At 45.5% G+C, this 22,333-nt stretch carries 5 protein-coding genes; 2 read left to right on the top strand and 3 right to left on the bottom strand.

Annotated elements, in window-relative coordinates:
* The first annotated feature begins 34 nt into the window (after positions 1-34).
* Positions 35-259, top strand: a complete 225-nt coding sequence (locus tag QNM16_RS06550; protein WP_284019738.1) for a hypothetical protein — start codon at positions 35-37, stop codon at positions 257-259.
* 246 nt (positions 260-505) lie between these two features.
* Entirely contained in the window at positions 506-727 is a 222-nt protein-coding gene (locus tag QNM16_RS06545) for a hypothetical protein (protein ID WP_039608023.1), read from the top strand.
* Positions 728-826: 99 nt separating this feature from the next.
* On the opposite strand, the gene QNM16_RS06540 is transcribed toward QNM16_RS06545, so the two are convergent.
* The 3 genes from QNM16_RS06540 to QNM16_RS06530 all read right to left on the bottom strand — a co-directional run bounded on the left by QNM16_RS06540 (position 827) and on the right by QNM16_RS06530 (position 22,232).
* The gene (locus tag QNM16_RS06540) at positions 827-1,291 is read right to left on the bottom strand and encodes a GNAT family N-acetyltransferase (protein WP_284019737.1); all 465 of its coding nucleotides are present in this window, start codon (positions 1,289-1,291) and stop codon (positions 827-829) included.
* Positions 1,292-1,370: 79 nt separating this feature from the next.
* On the bottom strand, positions 1,371-2,033 hold the full coding sequence (locus QNM16_RS06535; protein ID WP_284019736.1) for a DNA alkylation repair protein: 663 nt from the start codon (positions 2,031-2,033) through the stop codon (positions 1,371-1,373).
* 93 nt (positions 2,034-2,126) lie between these two features.
* On the bottom strand, positions 2,127-22,232 hold the full coding sequence (locus QNM16_RS06530) for a non-ribosomal peptide synthetase (RefSeq protein WP_284019735.1): 20,106 nt from the start codon (positions 22,230-22,232) through the stop codon (positions 2,127-2,129).
* Positions 22,233-22,333 lie beyond the last annotated feature (101 nt).

Raw genomic sequence — 22,333 nt, 5'->3', positions numbered from 1 at the left:
TTTCAATTTAAAATTAAACAAGGAGTTTTGATAAATGAAAATTAAATCAATGTTGTTTGGCTGTATCACTGCAGTCACTTTAGCTTTAAGTAACCAAGTTTCTGCATCAGTAGGCAGTGGTACCATGCTGATTACCTGTGTAGACCGCTCTGAATTCATAGAGTTATGGTCTGTTACTGCCTCTAACCCTAGGGAGCAAAACTATTTTCTATCACGTTGCTTTAACGAAGGTGGTTTTCCAGATATAAAGCTTATTTAGTTTAAGTTATTAAGTACGTCTGCCTAGTGGGCGTACTTTCGATATTACTAGAATATGGTCTTTTACTTTCTTATATTTTGTCATATTAATATCATATTTACTCTTGATGATTCATGAATTTTATAAACCTTCAACTGCGCCTAGGTAAAGTTTTGTAAAGTTAACTTTCTGTATTTACACCTTTTTAAATTGTTTATATATTTTCTCCGAGTTTTAAATAGTGATTAAACAAGGGAGTTAATAAAAATGAAATTAAAATCAATGTTATTTGGTGGTGTAGCGGCTGTGGCGATGACACTCGGTGTACAATCGACGGCTCATGCATACATGACTATTTTGGTAACTTGTATAGATAAAAATAACTATAATTATTTATGGTCATCCAAGTCTATCTTTAGGGCTCAGTTTCAAGCTGACTTAGATCGTTGTCGTCGTGATGGCGGTTTAGCAGAGGTGGACTATCTATAGGTCTTGAATTGAATATGCACTTTTTATAAGTGCATATTTTTAACTTAAATAAGACATTTTTTATATTTGAATCCCGCCCAATCAGCAGAATTAGTCAATTCATGAACCCTGCATAATATAGTTTGGCCCAGCTGGACTACCTAAATACTTCTCGCCAGTGTCTATAAATCCTGCTTTTTTATAACATTCATAAGCCAATGTATTACGGCAGTTGACGGTTAAGAAAATTTGATTAAATTGCGGGTAAAATGTTTTTAAATAAGGGAATAGTGCGGTAACAGCTTGCTTGCCAAAGCCTTTGCCTTGTTGGTCTTTATCGATGACAAATGCGCGGATCCCAAAGGCATCTTCTGGGCAAAAATCGTATTTTTGCGCATAAGCGAGGTCAAGCTTAAAATAACCAATGACGTCTTCTTGATGTTTTATGACATGCAAATGTGTGGTGTCGCATATTTCTTCTAAAAACTCTGATGCAGTGCCAGCAAATTCAATTTGATCCTGTTCGATTTGGATGCGCTTAACCTGTTCAAGGTATCTATCACAGAGCCTTGTTATCGTTATCATGGGGTGCTCTCAATTGTTATAAAGTAACAAAATCATAAATGATAACGGCGAAAATTACCATAATAGGAACAGCTTGACCTTACAGCGACATCAGTTCAATTTTTATTTGGTTATCTAGTTTCTCAAGTGCGTATCGAAATGCCACACGAGGCATCTCTTTGTGATGAGCTTTGAGATAGTCAATTACTTCATAGGGTGAGGTTTTAGAGAGTACTTTGAGTAACCAGCCATAGCCTTTTTGCACTAAATCATGCTCATCATTGAATAAGAGATCGGCAGCGTTTAAAGGCGCATTTTGAGGGTATTTTCCTTTATTTAACGGGTAGATTAAGATCACGGCAACGGCTCTTCTAACAGCAAAATTGTCATGTTTAGCCCAAGCATGGGTTTTATCTATTAACTGTGGGTACTGCACAATCAATTCACCAAAAGCATGCGTGCAAAAATCGTCACAGTCATACCAATCGGTTACGTATTCGAGTAGCCATCGCTCAAACACCTCAAATGTGTTTGGGGTATATTGTTTTTTAACTCTGAATGCCCAGTCAAAGGCGATTAAACTGAGCATCCACTCTCTTGACTCAAGTAGCTGCTCACAGAGTTCAAACACAGAATCGATATGATGATCAGGCAATGCGCGGTACAGAGTTGCTGATATTTGTCGAGCTTGTGCCGTTTTGACTTTTTGTTCTGGGTAGCCAAGCTCTGCAAGCGCTTGATGTGCGGTGTCTTTAATATGCATAGCGTATTTCAGTACGTTTTTTAAAACACGGTAGCTGAATTATAGGAAAAGCTCAAAGCCGCACAAATAAGCTGGCGACATTGAGCCTTTATATTATTGAGAGGGGAGTTCAGCCTCTTGCCAAATAACTTTATAATGCGAGTCTTTCCGCCACTGTTTAAAATAGGTGTTAAACAGGGCCTCCCAGTCATCTAATCCAATTTGGTATTGTTCGACCAGCGCTAAATAATTGTCTTTGTCGTACGGTGCCATGGGCATTAGGTACGCTTCAAACAAATATTCATCATATCCTGGTCGCTGCGTGAGTAAGCCATCCATAATGACTTGGATGTTACCCTCCGTTGCGTGTTCGATATAGTGTTTGCATGACTCAATAAACGCATGCTTTTCACCTTGCTCAAAGCGCAAGCCTTGGCTTTGTGCCATGTCGTAAAACTGCGAGACAGGCAGTGGTGTTTTGTTTGCCACATGAAAGACCGTATTGCGTTTTTGTTCATCATTCATGCCAAGTACGATGGCGGCAGCGGCTTTATCCACCGGAATAATATCCAGTAAATACGGTACATCTGCGGGCTGCACAGGCGTGCGCATCATCATTTTTAAAATTCGATGGAAAATATCATCGGTGTTGCCAATGCCAGTTTGTGACGACCCTGAAATTTGCGCAAAGCGATAAATGGTGTAGGGCACACCAAATTCTGAAGCTTGGCGGATATTCTCCTCTTGCACCCATTTAGATTGACCGTAGCCACTACAGATGAGCTCGGCATCAGTGACGTCGATAAAGTCTTCGATGGGATTCACTGAAAAATGCGAATTTTTGACTTGTGTACTAGCGGTCGTGCTCGAGACAAAGTGCATCATTTTGAGCGATTTTGTCGTGGCCATTTGTAACAGCTGATTGGTGCCCGCCACTGACTTTTTAAATGCAAAGTAAGGCTGAATATGATTCACGTAAGAAGCCGTGTGAACTATGTGCTGCACATGTTCGCACAAGCTTTGCCAATCTTTATCAGACAAGCCAAGCTGTGGCTTTTCCATATCTCCAAGCATGGGCTCGACGCGACTCATATCAGGTGAAAGCTGGTAGCTTTTGGCTGAGTGCGTAATACGTTGCTTGGCCTCATTTAATGAACTTGCTCTGACAATGCAGTAGATGGTGGCACCTGTCTCATTTAATAACTGCTGAAGAATATGACTCCCTAAAAAGCCCGTTGCGCCAGTGAGTAGCACTGATTTCACGTCGCCTTCATAGGATTTTGTTAGCCCAGTAGTATTAGCTGTTGGGGTGAAGCCCGCATCTAAAATAAAGTCAGGTTTTTGCTGACTATCTTCACTTTGGCTATCTGTTTGCTGTGCACAATAGAGCTTTTCAATGTCTTCGATGAATGCCGCTATGGTATTCATGTTTTTAAACGCATCTGCCTGTAGCTCAATATTAAGCTGCTCTTTTAATTGCTGAAAGGTTTTCAGTAAAGAGATGGAATCAAAGCCATATTCGTATAGGTCACAATCTAGGTCTAATTCATCTGCTGAAATGCCAATCACATTACTGACGATTTGGATCACTGCACCTCGTATATCAGCGCTGTTCACTACTTCGACCTGCTCACTTGATATGTGTGTGACAGTATCAGCGGGCGCAACCTCGCGACTCATTAAGCGCGCGGTATTTTGATAGATTTTATCAGGCGATGTACTCAGTAAAGCGCCCATGTTGGTGACTTCGCTGTTCAACAAGTGTTGCATTAAGCTAAATGCCTCAGGCATGGTGATAAGCTGGTAGCCTTTTTTCTCTGCAAAGCCATTTTCAATGCTTTTTACAGGGTCGTCGGAATGCCAGTATCCCCAATTAATGGCCAACGTTTTACCATGCTTTTCACCTGCCAGTACTTGTTGTTGACGGGCGTGGGAAAATGAATTTTGAAAGCCATTACCGTATGAGTAGGATAGGTGATTTAAACTGCCAAATACTGCCATGGATGAGAACATTATAAACAAATCAAGGTTGGCATGTGCAAATACCTTGTCCAGATTGATTGTGCCTTGCACTTTGACTTGCATCGCTTGTTCAAAGTCAGCCCAGTTGTTTTCATCTTCTGTAAAGGCGGTACCTAAATGCAGTATGCCATTTAACTGCAAGCCTTGTTCATCAATGTACTTGTGAACGTCTTCAAGGCTTTGCTCGCAAGCGACATCTGCGCTCAAGTAATGGACCTGGCCTTGTTTAGATGCTTTGAGTTGATTGAGTGAGTCAATACATTGCGCCTCTTTGCGTCTGCCAAGCAAAATAAGTGTGGCGTTAAATTGCGTTAATAATTGCTGGCATAGTGCCATGCCCAGTTCGCCCAGTGCGCCAGCAATCAAATACACACCCTGTGGCTTAAAGTTGTTTTCACAGAGCGCAGAGTTATTTGTAGGTAATGCCGTTTTGTTCAGTGCCAAGCCAAGACGAGACTGGTCTTGGTATTTCACTTGGTTAGGTTGAGTGGCATCGCTGTTTAAGCTCGGGCAAACCAGCTCTTGCAGTAATTTGTCTGCCCACTCTGAGCCGTTGTCAGCAAACTCAACCAGACTCCAAACATGGGCAGGGTTGCGCATGGTGTAGCTTCTCAGTAGTGCGCTGATGTCTTCATAACTGCTGGACATGTGGCTATTTGGCAAAGCGTAAAACAACTGCATTGTGTGTTTATCAAACTTGGAAATCGCCTGTATAAATTCGTACAGAGGCTTTATATTCTCAGGTTTTGTTTCTGCTTGTTCAGCAATGAAGTAGACAAAGTTTGGCAATGTATTTTGGTTAAATACCAAGGTGTCGAGCTCTGAAAAATGTACAATATCCACGTCACAGCCGTTGAGCTTAGCACGCAGTGGCTCAGCGCTTTGCTTATCCTGTGCAACGATAAGCCCTTTTTTATTGGAAAGCAGCGGTTGTAGCTGTGCTTGCCAATCTAGCGGGCAACTCAGTGGCATCGCTTGCCATTGATTTTCCAGCAGTAACCAAGGCGCAGCAGGGGATTCTGTGGTTAAAAACGATGTACTTGGCAAGCTGACTTTTTGGACTGGCGATTTATACATCGCAGACCAATTGATTGTGTGCCCTTCAAGCCAAAAGCGCAGCAGGGCAGCTGGATTGTGTGCAAGCTTTAATACATCGTTATCTGCAATCGCTTCAGCTTTTGTACTCGGCACCTTTTTAATCATCAAAGTATTGTTTGCAAGCGCAGCGCTGAGTTTTTGTTTTAAATCCACAACAGAAGAAGCAGTCCAGCCTGTGCGGTATTTGTGCGCCGTTCTGCCTACTTGCAGCGTATAAACTAGAGACTCGAAAGACACGGTCGGTTGTTGCTCAAGATAGGTATTAAGCGCCTTAACTTTTGCTTCTAGCGCTGATTCGCTAGTAGCCGAAAGCACGATGGCAGACTCAGTATCTGCAGCTCTGGTCTCGACATGAGTCTTTTTGCTGTATTCTTCAAGTACGATATGGGCGTTTACGCCGCTGATACCAAATGAACTTACCCCAGCACGGCGAGGTTGCTCACTTTGCCAAGGACTCATCTCTGTTTGTACTTTAAATGGGGAGTTCTCAAGGCCTAAGTATGGGTTGAGCTCATCCACATGGAGTGATGGCACCAAAGTTTGGTGTTTTAGTTGTAGTAATACTTTGAGTACCCCAGCAATACCAGCGGCAATTTCAAGGTGACCTATATTACTTTTCACTGAACCCAGCGCACAGGTTTGCGCGTTATCTGTAGCCGTGCTGATTTCTTTATACGCGGCCTTAAGTGCATCGAGCTCAACAGGATCGCCAAGCGAGGTGCCAGTACCATGGCACTCAATGTAGCTAAGCGTGCTTGGATCAACGCCCGCATCTTGCCATGCTTTGCCCAGTAGGCGAGTTTGCGCTTTAGCATTGGGGACCGTAAAGCCTTGAGACTTGCCGCCGTGATTAATGGCGGAGGCTAAAATCGTCCCGTAGATATGATCTTTATCACGCTCCGATTCATTTAGCTTTTTAATAAAGATCATGCCCACACCTTCGCCGCGCACAATACCATCGGCATCTGCCGAGAAAGTACGACAACGACCTGTGGGTGAGAGCGCGCCAATGTCATGCATTGCAATCGATGCACTGGGAGAGTCAATGACATTCACACCGCCCACGATGGCCTGATCACATTCACCATTTTGAATGGCTTGAACCGCTTTGTGGATGGCAACGAGAGAAGACGAGCAAGTAGTATCAACGCCTTCACTAGGACCGTGTAAATCCAAGAAGTAGCTCATGCGGTTTGGCGCATAGGCAGAGGAGGTGATTAAGCCCTCGTGATATCCAGCCTGACAGCCAATGAATAAACCAGTGTTGGTGCCAGCTAAGGATTTTGGATCATAGCCTGCATCTTCAATACATTGCCAAACATGTGACATCAGCAAGCTTTCTTGAAGCTTAATGCGGTCACTTTCAGCTGGGGCAATATTGAAAAACAGTGGATCAAAGTGTTGGTTACGCTCAAGGCGACCAAGCCAGTTTATGTCTTTTGGTAATGGTTGTTGTGAACGGGTATCAGTATTTTCACTTGCCCAGTCAAATTCAGTCACACAGTCTGTTTGATTGACGAGGTTTTGCCAAAACGCATCAATGTTATTTGCTTGTGGAAATTGTGCGCTGATCCCAATGATCGCGATGCGATCATCCGTCTCATCGTTCTGTTCAGTAACTTGGGCCTTTTGAAGCTCAGTATGATCTGAGTTGTTACCAACCAATTTATCGCTGTGCTCATCCAAGATATGGGTCAAAATACTGTTTAAAGTAGAGTGCATAAACAGCACGCTCGGCGACAATGTTAGTTGGTATTTGGTATTCACTTGGTTGATAAAGGTGATAAAAGCAATAGAGTCTGCGCCAAAGTCACCTAAGTCTGTATCAGGGTCAAGCTCGCTGGTATCAACGCCTAAAATGTCAGCAGCAATGCCGCTTAAGCCTGTTTTTAGCTCAGCAGTGAGCGCCTCGATACTGTCAAACTGGTGTGCATTGGGAGCGCTACTGACATTGGCAGTTTGCGCCTTGTTAGTATATTCAACGAGCGTTTGAGGGTATTGCAGTGCACTGTAAAATGCGTCAATGCCTGTGCGTGTAGGCATAGGTGTAAAACCAGTTTGTGCCAGCATATCTCTAAAATCAGGGTTGATCTTCATGCCGCCATCTTGCCAATACGGCCAGTCGATACTGGCGCTCATACCTTGGCGTTCACCGCGCTGTTGCAGTCCACTGCGATAGTGCATATAGCTATCTAAAAAGGCATTGGCAGTGGCATAGTCGACTTGCGTCAAAGCACCATTTACGCCGCTTAGCCCTGCAAAACAGACAAAAAAGTCCAATGCCAAATCTTGAGTGGCTTCATCCAATGCAACCACGCCCGAAACTTTAGGGGCTAGTACTTGCGAAAAGCTGTGCTTATCTTTTTTGCTTAAAAGCGTGTCTTTAACAATGCCTGCCGAGTGAATAACACCGCACAGCGAACCATGCTTGGCAAGGATGTCACGGACCATCAAAAGCACATTCATTTTGTGTGAAACGTCCACGCTTTGGTACTGCAATTGCGTATTTGATGTGCTCAGCGCCACTAACTGCTTTTGCACTTCAGGATGGCTTTGCGGTTTACGCCCTGTCACGACAATGGTTTTATTAAATGGTTGTGCACTGATCGCCTTGATAAAGTGCTGACCTATGCCACCAAAGCCACCTGTGATGAGGTAAACGCCATTTGCTTTAAACGGCATTTTTGGTTCAGCTGATGTAATTGCTTGATAGGTTAATATTTCACGTTCATCCCTGGTGTAACGTACAAATTTATCATCAAAGCCACTTTGTTCGGCACGGAGTATCTTAGCAACTTCACTTTCTATTGCTTCTGCATTTAACACCAACAATTGTGTTTGCAGAGTTTTGTGCTCAAGGCTGGCTGTTTTTAATAGCGCTTGGAAGCAAGTATGCAGATTCGCTTGAGTATCGGCGGATGCATCGTCACCAATCAACAGTTGCAGTTTTATCTGCTTTTTAGTCTTTGCTAAGTGCTTGATGAGCTCAACCAGTTGAAAGCCATAGTCGGCAATTTTTTGCTCAATCGCGAAGTGTTCAGAGTGTAATGTATGTATTTGCGTATCTGGCAGTTCACTGAATTGCTTATGAGCAGGGAAGTCACATAAAACAAGGTGGAGTTCAGCATGCGCGGCTGTCGAACTCGCTTGGTTTGCTGTTTTAGCTTTTTTGACCCAAACAGGGGCTTTCAGCGCCACTTTAGCCTGTTCTTTATCACCAACATTAGGTATTTGCACGGTTTGTGTATCGCCAAGGCCAATGGTTTTAAGTGCAAACGGGTAGGTAGGCAAGCTGAGCTTTGGCAGCCTTGCTCCTTGATAGATAAAGTCCCAGTTTGTGAAACCGGTTTCTACCCAATGGGCTAAGATCTCTTGATGATCTAAAAGTATTATCGCACGCTCTAAATCAATCGAGTGTGTTGGCTTAATTGAAGCTGTGGGCACGTATTCAGCGAGTTTTGATTTCAGCTCAGTAATAGAGTTGACTACAAAACCTGTGCGAATTGCCATAACCGTGCGGCCAGTCTGCAAGGTAAAAGCCAGTCTTCTTAGATCTCGCTCAGTTAAATTATTAGCAGTCAAATAGTCATGTAATTGCGCGACTTGTTTGTCTAATACTGCTTGCGTGTGTGCAGAGAGCACAATGATGGCTGGTGTATTTATCAGCTGACTTTCAAGCTCGTGATGCTCGATATTACAGGCTTCTTCCAACACGGCATGGGCATTGGTTCCGCCAATACCAAAAGAGCTCACGGCTGCGCGTCTTGGTAGTAGCGGTGTGTGCCAATCTCGTGTGCTATCGACCACATAAAATGGTGAATTTGCTAAATCTATATGCGGATTGGCGTTATTGTAATGCAATGAGGCTGGCAGCTTTTTGTGATAAAGTGCCAAAGACGTTTTAATCAAACCTGTGAGGCCTGCCAACGTATCTGTGTGACCTAGGTTAGATTTAACAGCGCCTAAGCCGCAAAACTGTTTGTCGCCGCTATATTGTTGATAGATCTGCTGCAAAGATGAAAACTCAATGGGGTCACCAAGAGCAGTACCAGTACCATGGGCTTCCACATAGCTGATTGAAGCAGGGGAGATGTCTGACGCTTTTAAAGTTTGCTCTATGACGTGCATTTGGCCTGAGGTGCCCGGGGCGAAAAAGCCCGCTTTGTCTTTGCCGTCGTTATTTACCTTGATACCACGAATGAGGCTGTAGATGTTATCAGCGTCATTGACTGCATCATCGGCGCGTTTTAATACAATCACAGACACGCCGCTGCCGCCAATCATACCGTCGGCTTTTTCGTCAAACACCTTACAGCGTGCATCGCCTGCAAAGTTGAGTCCTTTTTCGTACTCATATCCGGTGTAGCGCTGAGGGTAAAGACAAGCAGCGCCGACAATGGCGTAATCAATCTCGCCAGCTTTTAGTGCGCTGCATGCCAACGAGATAGCAGACATAGACGATGAGCAGTTTGAGTGCACAAACAAACTTGGGCCAGTAAAACCAAGGTGATATGAAATAGTGGTTGGCAGTGTACCAGGTTGATTAATGGTCGAAGCCACATAGTCTTGTGCATTTAAAATAAACTGGCCATCTTTAAACTTGTCTTGCAGGTTTAAATCTGGGTTATCCGCACCAGAGGATGACACATACACGCCCGTATTTGGCATGTTCTCAGCGCAGTAGCCTGCATCTTCAATGGCTTTCCACGCATGTAGAAGCAATTGACGTTGCGAGTAGCTCATTGTTTTGGCGTTCTTTTCAGAGATATTGAAAAACTCTGGGTCAAATTGGTCTTGGCCCTCAACCCAAGAGTCGAGCCAAGTAATGTCGCCTTGCTCAGTAGACTCACTGAGTCGTTTGAGAAAGTCTTTTTCGTTGACCAAATTATGCCAAAATTCGGTGTGGTTCTGCGAATCAGGGTACTGGCAAGACAGGCCGATCAGTGCGATATCTTGAGTGCGAATATCTTGATTGTGAGAATCGCTATTAGCTGCATTGCTTGTTATCTTTTGAGCTGGCACTTGCGTATGCGTACTTTGCGCTTGGGCGATAAAATCTGTCATCGCATCTATGGTGCTGGATTGAAAAATCTGCGTGAGCGGAAACTCAACATCTAACTGTGATTTGAACTTAGCAGTGAGCACATTGGCCAGCAGTGAATCACCGCCAGCTTCAAAAAAAGGCACGTTGGAGGCGATGTGGTCGACTTCTAAAACTTGCTGCCAAATTTGTGTCACCGCGGCTTTGAGCTCTGATTGCTCAGTCAGTTTAGGTGTTGCAGTGAGGGTGCTGGCGTTAGACTTTGCGTCTAACATTGCTGTTTGTGATGGCACAAATGGTAACTGCTTTGACAATGTCTGCTTATCTATTTTACCGTTTGAAGTAATTGGGAAATGGGGCACCAATACAAAATAAGCAGGTATCATGTATTCAGGCAATTTACTCAGTAAATCGGTGCGGATCTTCGCAGTCGATGGCGCATCAGGGGCAATGATATACGCCACCAAAACTTGTCCACGTTGCTTTTGTGCGCTAGTGACATAGGCGTCTGTGATGTAGCTCAGTGATTGCAGTGCATGTTGGACTTCGCCAAGTTCAATGCGGTGTCCACGGATCTGAACTTGGTCATCGGCTCGGCCCATGTATTCCAGTAAACCAGATTCATTGAAGCGGGCTAAATCACCTGAGCGGTAAAGGCGTTTGCCATCAATGTGAGTAATAAAGCGTGCATCAGTCAGAGCTGGTTGATTGTGATAGCCTCGAGTCACGCCACAACCTGCGACAAAAATCTCACCAACTTGGCCTACTTGAGCTGGGTTAAATTGTTCATCTAACAACAACACTTCGTAGCCGGGTAAGGCACGACCTATGATACTGCTCGCTTGTGCGCCATATACCATGCTCGCATCTATGGTGACTTCGGTCACATGCACAGTGGTTTCAGTAATGCCATACATGTTTACAAGATCTGCTTGTGGCTGTGCTTGCTCAAACCAAGGAGCCAGCTTGCTCACATCGAGTGCTTCACCACCAAATATCACTTTACGCAGTGCATTGTGTGGGCTTGCCAGCAAGTTATCCATCAGTGGGTAAAATGCCGATGGCGTTTGGTTTAAAATAGTCACTTGGTTATCGATAACAAACTTGGCAAAACTCACGGATTCTTTGCGAGTAAGCTCATCAGGGATCAAAAGCTTGCCGCCGTGTAGTAGCGCACCCCAAATTTCCCACACCGAAAAATCAAAGGCATAAGAGTGGAACAAGCACCAAGTATCTTGCTCGTTAAAACCAAATAACGATTGGGTGTTGTTAAATAAACTGCATACATTGTGATGCTCAACCAAAACGCCTTTTGGCTTGCCCGTTGAGCCCGATGTATAAATGATGTACGCCAAGTTGGATGCAGATGCGCGATTGATATTGGCAACTTGTGTCGTACTTGCAAGGGCCGCTTGCAAATTAATCACTTGATGGTGCTGGTAGGCCCCTGCAAGTGGCATCTCTGCGCCAAGTACTAAAATACTTGGTTTGGCGTCTTCTAAAATATATTGAATGCGCGCCGCAGGTGAGTTGGGATCAAGTGGCACATAGGCTGCACCTGATTTTAATATCCCCAGTATCGCGACGATTAACTCAATAGAAGGTTTGGCACATAGCGCAATGAGGTTTTCAGTGCCTTGCTTAAATTCAGGGTGATTTAAGAGCGTGTTTGCAAATTGATTGGCTTTGTCGTTGAGCTGACGGTAATTGATTGACTGCATACCAAAGCAAACGGCGATGTGCTCTGGGTGCATAGCGGCTTGTGCTTCAAACAAATTGACTAGGGTCGGTTGAGCCGCTGGCAGGGTTTTTAAGTTAGCAAAGACTGGTAAGCTGCCAAGTGCTTGCTCGCCTGCAAACATCACGTCATCAATTAAACTTGCATACTCTTTAGCTAATGCATCAATAATTGCTGAAGGGTAGACGGTTTCATCAAATTTAAATGCAACTTTAAAGCTGTGTGATAAAGGGGTGACTTCCAAGCTTAAATCTAGCTCAGGCTCCTGTACACATTCGGGCCAAATGGCGTTTACTAAGTCTTGATTAGACTCAACCCAATCTGGTTTTAAGAAGTTATGGTAGGCAAACCCGATTTGAAAAATCGGATGGCTGTGCATCGCGCGTTTCGCACCTGTTGCGCGGACGATTTCAGCAAATGGATAGCCACTGTGCTTTATAAGCTCGCCTAGCTGGTGTTGGTTTTGTAGGGCCAATTGCGAGAATGAGCGCGACTGATTGACAGAAGCCCTAAGTGGCAGCTGGTTTACAAACAAGCCTAATGAGTTGGCCATATCACTGGCTGGACGGTGCAGCACTGGCACACCCAAGGTGATGTCGCCACGTCGTGTTTTGGCACTCAACAGGGTTTGAAACGCAGATAAGAAAAACGCGGCCGGGTTTATCTTATTGCGACTGCAAAATTGGTGAATACGCTGCACTTGATTGTTATTCATTGCCAGTTCAAGTCGTTTTGCTTGCTTGTTCGCATGTTGCTTTTCTTGTTTGCCAGCTAATGTCAGCTCAGACTCAACACCTTGCAACTGTGTTTGCCAATAATGTGTTAGCTGTGTGCTTTGCTCGCTGTTAAGCATCTGCTTTTCCCACTCAAGGTAGGTGAAAAAGCCAGTATCTGGTTGAGCTTGCTCTAGTGGCTCATTGGCGACCAAAGCGTGGTAAGTTTGCCATAATTGTTCAAGCAATAGGGTCGCAGAGACACCGTCAATGATGAGGTGATGGAATACTAAAACCACCACATCGAGCTGGCCGTTGATTTGCCAATGTGCTGCGCGCCACAGCAGCGGGCTGTGCGCTGAGTGTGATTGTGTCATCGCGAATGGCTGCTTGATGTCAGCTTGGATCAAATCAATCAAGGCTGATTTTGATGCCACTGGCGTGTGATTTTGCACCAGTGTGGGTGTAAGCCCTGTGATTTGTTGTTGAGGTAAGCCTTCCACTTCAGCAAGCTGCACCGATAAAATGGGGTGTTTTTTGCAGAGCCAGTTAAGCGCAGCCTGCATGCAATCCACATTTAAGTCGTTGACTTCAAAAACCATTGGTACATGGTAAGTGCTTAGTTGCGGGTTTTGCTTGTGCAGTAACCACAGACCTTGCTGAGCTTTTGACAGTGGCATTGGTCCATGTAAATTTGCACTGGCTGGTGTGCTTTGAACTAAGGGCTCATCCACTTGCGTTGGCAGTTGGTGCGCAGCCAAATAATCACATAACTCATTGATGGTACTTATTTCAAAAAGCAGTGCGGGTGGCAAAGTTTCAATGCTCAAAAACGTATCAGACTCAAGCCTTTGCACCACAGACATCAACATGATGGAGTCAAAGCCCATGTCTTTAAAATCAACCTCATCGTCTAAGTCTTGCACGTCGATTTTAGTGATGTCGGTAATAATTGATTTAACATGGTCACGGATCTGGGCGTGGCTTTTTCCCCCCTCAACAGAGCTGGTGTTGATGCGCTGAGTTGTGGTGCTAGGCTTGTGCCAAAGCTGTGTTAATTTGCTGGCATCGCCGTATAAAAAACAGTGCTGAGTAGGGATGTTGTGCAAGGTAAAAATACGATAAAACGCATCGATACCGACTTCATTCGGCATGACTTCAATGCCTTGAGATTGCAAAATAGACGTGGTTAATGAGTCAACCTGCATGCCGCCTTCTGACCACAATGGCCAGTTAATCGACAGGCTCAAACCGCTACGCATACCTTGTGATACTTGCGTTTGACGAGCTGCCATAAAGCGGTCCATAAAGGCGTTAGCACAGGCATAATCTGCCTGTCCCATATTGCCAAATACACCCGCAATTGAAGAGAAGCAGACAAAAAAGTCTAAATCACATGTTTTACTTGCTTCATCTAAAGCGATTAAGCCAGCTACTTTTGGCGCAAACACCTGTGCGACTTCTTGCGGCGTTTTATTGCTTATCAGTTGGTCTTTGATCACTCCGGCACTATGAATTATGCCTGTGATACCACCATGTTTGGCTTTGAGGTTTGTAAAAAGTGCGTTGACGTCATCATGATTGGCAATATCCAATGATACATAGCTCAATCTTGAAGGCTCGCATCCAAGTGCATCAAGGTGTGATTGAATCGTATCGTTAGGTGCACGGCGACCAACAAACACAATATGTGCTTGTTTAGTATGTTGGATGATTTCTTTGGCAAAGGTTTGACCAAGTTGGCCAAGGCCGCCTGTTATGACATACACACCATTTTCTTTCCAAGGCAAAGTGGTGGTGTCAACTTGCTGATAGGCTTGCAAGTCAAAGGTTAAAATTTGTCGCTGTCCTTGTTGGTAGCGTATACAAGCGTCCTGTTTTTTCGCTTCATTCTCAACAAGGTGTTCAAAATTATTTGTATCATCAACGGCAATTAGCTGAGTCTCAATGTTGCTGTATTCGATGGCGGCTGTTTTGAGTACACCATTGAGGGAAGATAAAAGCGAGGTTTGGTCTTTCACCACAACTTGAACAAGTAACTTGCTCGGCGTCTTTTTGGTGATGGTGCCTTGCTGCAGTTCGAGCTGCTTAAAGTAGTCGATAAGACCATTTGTATAGGCTTCTAATTGCGCTTGAGCTTCAGTAGCTGTGCAACTTAGACGCGTGCTTGATACAGAGTATATTTCCGGTAAGTCATCACCAAGCAGTACAACTTGACGATGATATGTTGCAGGCTCAGTAGAAGTTAACGGCTTTTCCGCCCAGTTTGCAGTGTAATGGAGTAGTGCCGATGGTGCATTAAGTGCCTGTTTGATTGGTAGCTGTGGAATAGGTTCAAAAGCTTGTGTGCTTTGCACGTTTTCGCTTGGACCATTAAAGTCGAGCGCAGCACTTGGCTCGCATTTTTCAACGGATTTATGTGTACTTTTCTCTGGTAGCCAAAATGACGTTTTAGCAAACGGATAAGTGGGTAAGCGCAATAGCGCTGGCGTTTGCTGTGTGTACAATAAAGGCCAATCGATGTCAGCACCAACAACCCAAAGCGCCAGCAACTTGTTTAAGTCGCCTTGCTCTATCCAACGCATAAAGTCACTGCTATCAAGTGCGCTTAAAATCTCTTTACCTTGTTTGACTTCCCCTTGCTTGTAGTGACCACGTGCCTTGTTTGTAAATTGCGTCAGGCCACCTTGCACATCTGCAATAGTACTTGCGGTAAATGCCATGCGATAGTCCATCTCTTCACGGGCGCTTTGTAGCGTGAAGGCAAGGTTAGTCAGGGCGCTGTCTTGTAGGTTTTTGCGTGTCAGCCACGACTTCAAGGCATGCGCTTTGTCATTGAGTGAATCTTTGCTTTTGGCACTGAGGGTGATGATCACAGGTTGCGTAGTCGTGCTTTGCTGCTTGATTGATTGAGGCTGATATTCCTCAAGTACAACATGGGCGTTGGTGCCACTAAAACCGAAGGAGCTCACTGCAGCACGGCGTTTTTGCCCGTTGTTGCTTTGCCATGCGATGGCTTCTTGGTTGACAAAAAATGGCGTGTTGTGCCAATTGATGTGACTGTTGCCTTGCTCATAGTGAAGCGAGGCAGGAATAGTGCGGTGCTTCATGGCAAGTAGTGCTTTGATCACCCCTGCAACGCCCGCTGCGGTTAGGCAGTGGCCGATGTTGGTTTTGACCGAGCCAAGTGCACAAAACTCGTTGCTGTCGGTGTGGGCTCTAAATGCACGGGTCAGCGCCTGAAACTCAATGGGGTCGCCCAGTTTTGTGCCTGTACCATGGGCTTCGATCATTTGAATTGAATCGGGTGCAATGTCAAAGCGTGCGTAAATATCGCGGTGCAATTGCTCTTGTGATAAAGAACTCGGTGCGGTGATCCCGCTGGTGGTGCCATCTTGATTGGTGGCAGAGCCTAGGATCACACCGTAAATGTGGTCGCCTTCGCGCTCGGCGTCTTCAAGCTTTTTCAGTACGAGCACACCTGCGCCTTCACCGGGCACAAAGCCATTGGCGCGATCGTCAAAGGTATAGCAGGTGCCATCTGGGCTCAGCATGCCTGCTTTACCCGCATGAATGGAAAATTTAGGTGTACATAACGTGGCAACACCGCCGACAAGAGCGCTGCTGATCTCATTGTTGTTTAAAGCCCGACACGCACTATGAAGGGCAACCAAAGAGGACGAACACGCCGTGTCTATGGCAAGGGCAGGGCCTTTTAAATTTAAAAAGTAAGAAACACGAGCTGGGATAACCGATCCTGCATTGCCCCAAAACACTTGTGCGGGCGCATCTTCTTCGGCCAAGCCAGCATAATCACTTTGCGCACACCCCAAGTACACGCCGACATTTTGACCCGCAACTTTGGTGATCATATTGGCGTCTTCTAAAGCTTTATACGTTTCTTGCAAAAAGAGTCTTTGCTGGGGGTCCATGTACATGGCTTCTTGCGGCGTAATTGAGAAAAAGGGCGCATCAAACAGACTGATGTCATTCAGCAAGCTGGCGTATTTGCTCCAGCTTTGCTGATTGTCAGTAAGGCGTGATAAATCCCATCGTGTTTGTGCTTTGACCGAGGTGCGTTTTTCCGCCAGCATGCTCCAAAACTCTTCGAGATTGTCCGCATCACCAAATTGACCGCTCATGCCCACAATGGCGATTTTGCCACTGTGAGTAGGTGCTTGTGTTGTTAAGTTTTCTTGCTCTGATTGCACCACTTTGCTGTGTGAACTGTGCTTGCGCAAGTTGTGCGTGTTATCAGAATTTGTATTTGTTTTAACAGCGTGTTCAGTTGCGTTGCTGTCGCTTTGTGCCGGCATTATCGCTAAAACCTGCTCTTTATGTTCTGCGATGATATAAGCACTCAATGTGTCAATTGATGGGTAGTCAAACAGCAAGGTTGCTGGCAAGTTTACGTTAAACTTGGCATTGATCTCATCCAGTATTTGAATGGCTAAAATAGAGTCTACCCCGTAGTCTGCGAATGACTCATCTGCGTCTAATTCGCTAGGAGTCATGTCTAGGGCGGCACTTGCAATGTCAAATAGCGCATTGTGGACAAATTCAGTCAGCGCGGAGGGATCTGCATTGTGTTGTGGTTGTTGTATTGGTGTACTGCTCATACTCTGTGTTGCTTTGGGGTTATCTTTTTTGTCTTTGTTCTTGGTGTGTGTTGGCGTTTTTGCTTGTAAAGAAAAGCCATCGCTCTGGGCGCAAAAAACTTGCTGAGGAGTGCTTGCATCGCCAGCGGCAAAGGCGTTTTCAAATCCAGTTTCATAAAGGGCTTGTTGCCAGTTTTCGATAGACAACATTGGCGAGCCTACTAAGCGTAAGTGCTTATCTTGGCTTAGCCACCATCCCTCTAACAAGCCAAATGTCAGATGTGTAAATAAGGAGGTTTTTACCACTTCATTGATAAGTAAAACACCGCCTTGCTTTAAGCAAGCCTTGGCATTTTGCAGGGTGTTTTTAATGTCCGCTGTGGCGTGCAGAACGTTAGTAGCAATCACCACATCATAGCTGCCGATATCAATATTTTGTCCTGCAAGAGGCTTGCTGATATCTAGGTATTTGGTGTCAACAAATGGGTAATCAGTTTGATACTGCGCTTTGGCATGGTTAAAAAATGCTTTTGATAAATCAGTATAAGCGTATTCTTCAACTTTCCACGGCTTAAGCGCTGGTAAAACAGAGCGGGTCGTGCCGCCAGTACCTGCGCCAATTTCAAGCACGCGTATTGATTCCAAGTTGGCTGTCGCCAAGTAGGTTTGCAGCTGCTCAATCAACACCGCATTTGCATAATCCGCAACCGGATTATTTTGATAAACCGCTTCGACTAAGGCCATGGATGCATTGGGAAAGAGCGCATCCGTGGCTTTGATATCGCCATTTAAAATGGCAGGCAAACTCGCCAAACAATTATCTAGTAGATTTTCCGATGAATTTGAGTTATGGGCAGCTTCAACATCTTGAATAACACCATTTTGCATTAGCTGGTGTGCTTCTAAATAGCGCTCGGTCTCTGTCCACCAGTTGCTGAAGTACTCAGGCAAAGATGCAAGGGCATGTTCACGCTGGTCTGGGTGTTGCCAACCAGCTTGGTGGAGCGCCGCGCAAAGTTGGTTTAGGTCAACCTGCGCTTTGCTATCTTGCTTAGGCGCTTGATGTTTAGAGCTTTGCTTTGCGAGTGCGTGCTGCGCGCCTTGTGCACTAAAGCTCTGTAACTTAAAGGTATCAGTTAGTGCGGCTTGTGTGATTTTAAGCACGCCCGCTTGCGCTAAGTTTGCGCCCATCAAGGTCGTAAGTGCTTGCATGCCTTGCTCTGCCTCGATAGAGCCAATGCCCATCGCCATCATTTTCTTTTGGTAGTATTCGTCTTGGACTACGCCCACAGAGCCCCAGTATCCCCAATTGATGATTTTAACTGGGCACTTATGCTGGTAAGTGCGAGCAAGTGAATCTAGATATACGCACCCAGCGGCATAGTTACTTTGCCCTGCTGCAGGAGAAAACGACTGCATAGATGAGAAGAACAAGAAAAAGTCTAAGTCGGCTTGGCTGAATACTTCCAGTGCGACTTCTCCGGTTTGCTGCTTGGCGTTATAGCTGCGGTTAAATTGCGCGTCATCCATATTTGCCAGCGTTTGGTCTTCTAGGTGTAAAATTGAATGCACCACACCATTTAAATCACCAAATTGACGGGTGATGCTTTTAGATGCACTTTCCATCGCATCTTTGTCACTGGCATCACATTGAATGTATACAGGGGCTTTACCAAGCTTTGCTAAGCGGTCAATATCGCTTTGAATGCCGGTGTTTAGTTCACGGCGGCCAAGCCAGATGATTTGCGCATCGTGGTGCTTTATCATCCACTCGCTCCATACTTGGCCAAGACCGCCAGCCCCGCCCAGTACGAGATAGGTGCCTTGTTTTTGCAGACTCGCATTGTTAGCTGCCGCATCTAGATAGGTGTGTTGCGCGAGTTCCAAGCTAAAATATTGTTCGGTACGATGCGCATACAACCCCGCAGGCAGCGTTGTAAACTCACTTGGAATAGAATCTAATTGCGCCGCATCTATGATACGCACCGTCCAGCTTGGGTATTCCTGTGTAACGCTTTGCAGTAGGCCAATTAGGCCAGCACCTTCGCAGTTAGTTTGTTCATTTTGGCCAAAAACGGCTTGTGTTTGTTTTGTCACTAAGGTGATTGACAGTGGTTTACTATCAAACCCGTCTGCCAACATACGCTTGAGTTGTTGGAATAAAGCCAGCGGCTGTGCGTACTCATCTTTTGCCAGCCAAACCAGCTCATTGGTGTCTGTACTCTCTGTTAACCAATCTGGTTTTAATGCCTGTGGCCCTAAATAAGCTGCGTACTGTACAGAAGATGTTGCAAAGTCGGGTGTGGCTGCTTGCCAGCAAGGCGTGAGCGTGAGCAGGTCTTGTGTGCTTGGTTTGACAGCATCTAATGGCACTTTTCGAGTTGAAAAGCCTTTAATGCCCATAAGTAAATTGCCATCGAGATCACAGATATCCAAATCAAACTTTTGTGTGTTATCTGTGTTGTTGCTTGTCTGCGTCGCTTTGACCCAGACTTCATTGTGCTGTGCTTCACTTAATTGCTGTGCGTTGTAAAAGCACACTTGCTCGGTGGCAAATGGCAGGGCTGCGTGTGATTGGTCGGCAAATATGATTAAGGATTGCAGCGCCGCGTCGACAAGTGCAGGTGATAAGCCAAAGCCTTGGCTACACGATGAAGGAATGACCACTTTAGCGGTTGCTGTCGTGTCTTGTTTACTTAACTGCTGTAGGCCTTGAAAGCGGGTGCCGTAGTCTATGCCCATGTTTTTGAACGTGGCGTAAGCGTCACTTGGGGTAAGTAGCTGGTCAGACTCTGTGGTTAATTCAAATAAGGTGACGGGCGCGCTGTGCTGCGACACTTGCACCTCTCCTGAGGCACAGACTTGTTGTGCGCCTTCGTGCTTTTGCCACACTTCAAACTGCATTGCACTATCTGACTGCCAAAGGGATACATAAATGGTGTTTTGCTCAGTCGGTGCCCCTTGCTCAATGCTTATAGGGCGCAGCCATTTGACGTTTTTTATTTGAATGGCATGGGATGCATCTAAATTGTGGGATAACGCGATGGCTGCACGGACCATTTCTAACGTGCAAACCCCAGGCAATACGCACTCGCCATTGATTTTGTGGTCAGCCAAGAAGAATTCGTCGCCAGTAAAAGTCGAGCTAAATAGCAGTTCATCAAAAGCAGGTAGTGCTTTATGCAGTAGTGGATGTAAAACCTCGGTTGTTGGCGCATCTTTTTTTGAGGTTATCCAGTATGGTTTTGGGTTAAACGGATAGCCGGGCAGGGCAAGTCGCTGTGGTTTAGCATCAGGATAAAGTGCTGACCAATCAACAGTCGCACCTGATAGCCATTGGTTTAGTGCATCTGAGGCGTTTTGATTATCTGCTTTTATACAGGTACTCGCGTTGTCTTTATCTGCTTTACCTTGCGGCCAAGCGCCGTTTTTGCCTTCAATAAATAGATTAAGCTGTTTTGTTACTTCAGCCATTGAACTGGCACTAAAAGCCAAGCGTTGGCTCATGTCTTCGCGGCCAACTTGTAGGGTAAATGCCAAATCGGCCAAGTTATCATCAGTTAAGTTTTGCGCTTCAATAAAGGCTTTGAGTGCTTTAGCGCGCGCCATTAAGGCCTCAGGCTTTTTGGCGGAGAGTATAATAACAGCTGGCGTATCTAAACTAACGGTATTTGCTATTTGAGCTGGTGGTGATTGCAAAATCACATGGGCGTTAACGCCTGCAAAGCCAAATGAGGAAATACCAGCAAGCACATGCTTTTGCGCTAAGGGTACACAGTCAGTTGCTAAGGCAAATGGTGAATTATCCAGCGTGATTTTGGGGTTTAATGTCTCGAAGTTTTGTAGCGGCGGTACTTGTTGGTGTTTAAAACTCAAGAGGACCTTGATGATACCCGCTATGCCTGCAGCGGACTCCAAGTGACCGATATTGGTTTTTACCGTGCTGAGATAACAAGCAGAGTCTCCGTCTGACTTTTTAGATTTGGTGGCACGAAAAGCGCGTTTTAGGCCTTGAATTTCGATTGGGTCGCCAAGTCGAGTGCCTGTCCCATGTAGCTCAATGTAAGATAAATCATCACTATGGACCCCCGCATTATCGATGGCCTCTTGAATGACACGAGATTGCGAAAAAGGACTGGGTGAGGTGAGGGTATTGGTGTGACCTGAATGACCGACACTGCTGCCTTTGACCACACCGTATACAGTGAGGTTTTCTTTCAAGGCACGCTCTAATGGCATCAGCAGTACCATGCCCACGCCTTCGCCACGCACATAGCCATCGGCGTTGGCATCTAGGGTTTTGCAACGGCCATTTGGCGATAACACCCCGAGCTTACTGAATGACACATAGCGACTTTTGGTGATTAGCAGGTTAACACCGCCAACTAAAGCTGCGTTGATCTCACCGGCATTAAAGTCGTTCATGGCTTTGTGCAATGCAACCAAAGATGATGAACACGCGGTATCGACGGTTTCGCTGGGGCCTTGGAAATTAAAATAATGGGATATGCGATTGGCAAAAACCCCAGTCGACATGCCCGTTAAAAAATGCGGGTCGATATTGCCCGTGGCAAGCTCTTGATAATCGGTATTACTGCAACCTAAGTACACCCCCGTTTTGGTATTTTTGAAGGTGCTTGGAGACAACCCCGCATCTTCAAAACATTGCCACGCCAGCTCCATGCTCAGGCGTTGTTGTGGGTCCATGCTTTGCGCTTCTTTGGGGGAAATGGCAAAAAATCCGGCATCAAAACCGTCAATATTGTCGATAAATCCGCCCCATTTACTCACGATTTTTTGTTCGTCTTTTTTCGGAGCTGGGTCAAAGTCATCTTGCCATCGAAAGCGCGCCGCTGGGATCTCGCTGATACTACTTACTTTGTTTGCTAAGTTGTGCCAAAACTGCTCTTTGCTGCTAGCGCCGGGAAAGCGCAGCGATATACCAACAATGGCAATCTCTTGTTGAGCTGATGTGTGTTTGTTAGCCGTAGTATCTTGCTTGTTTTTCATGGTTTGTCTCAGTAAAACGGGTGTAACTAATAATGTGCAAAGCAAATAATTTGACCGCCTACCTTGGCGGTCGCCCTAAATCACCCTTGATTTAGGGCGCT

The organism is Pseudoalteromonas umbrosa (assembly GCF_030125375.1).
Taxonomy (GTDB): domain Bacteria; phylum Pseudomonadota; class Gammaproteobacteria; order Enterobacterales; family Alteromonadaceae; genus Pseudoalteromonas; species Pseudoalteromonas umbrosa.
This window is presented reverse-complemented; position numbering and strand designations above follow the sequence as displayed.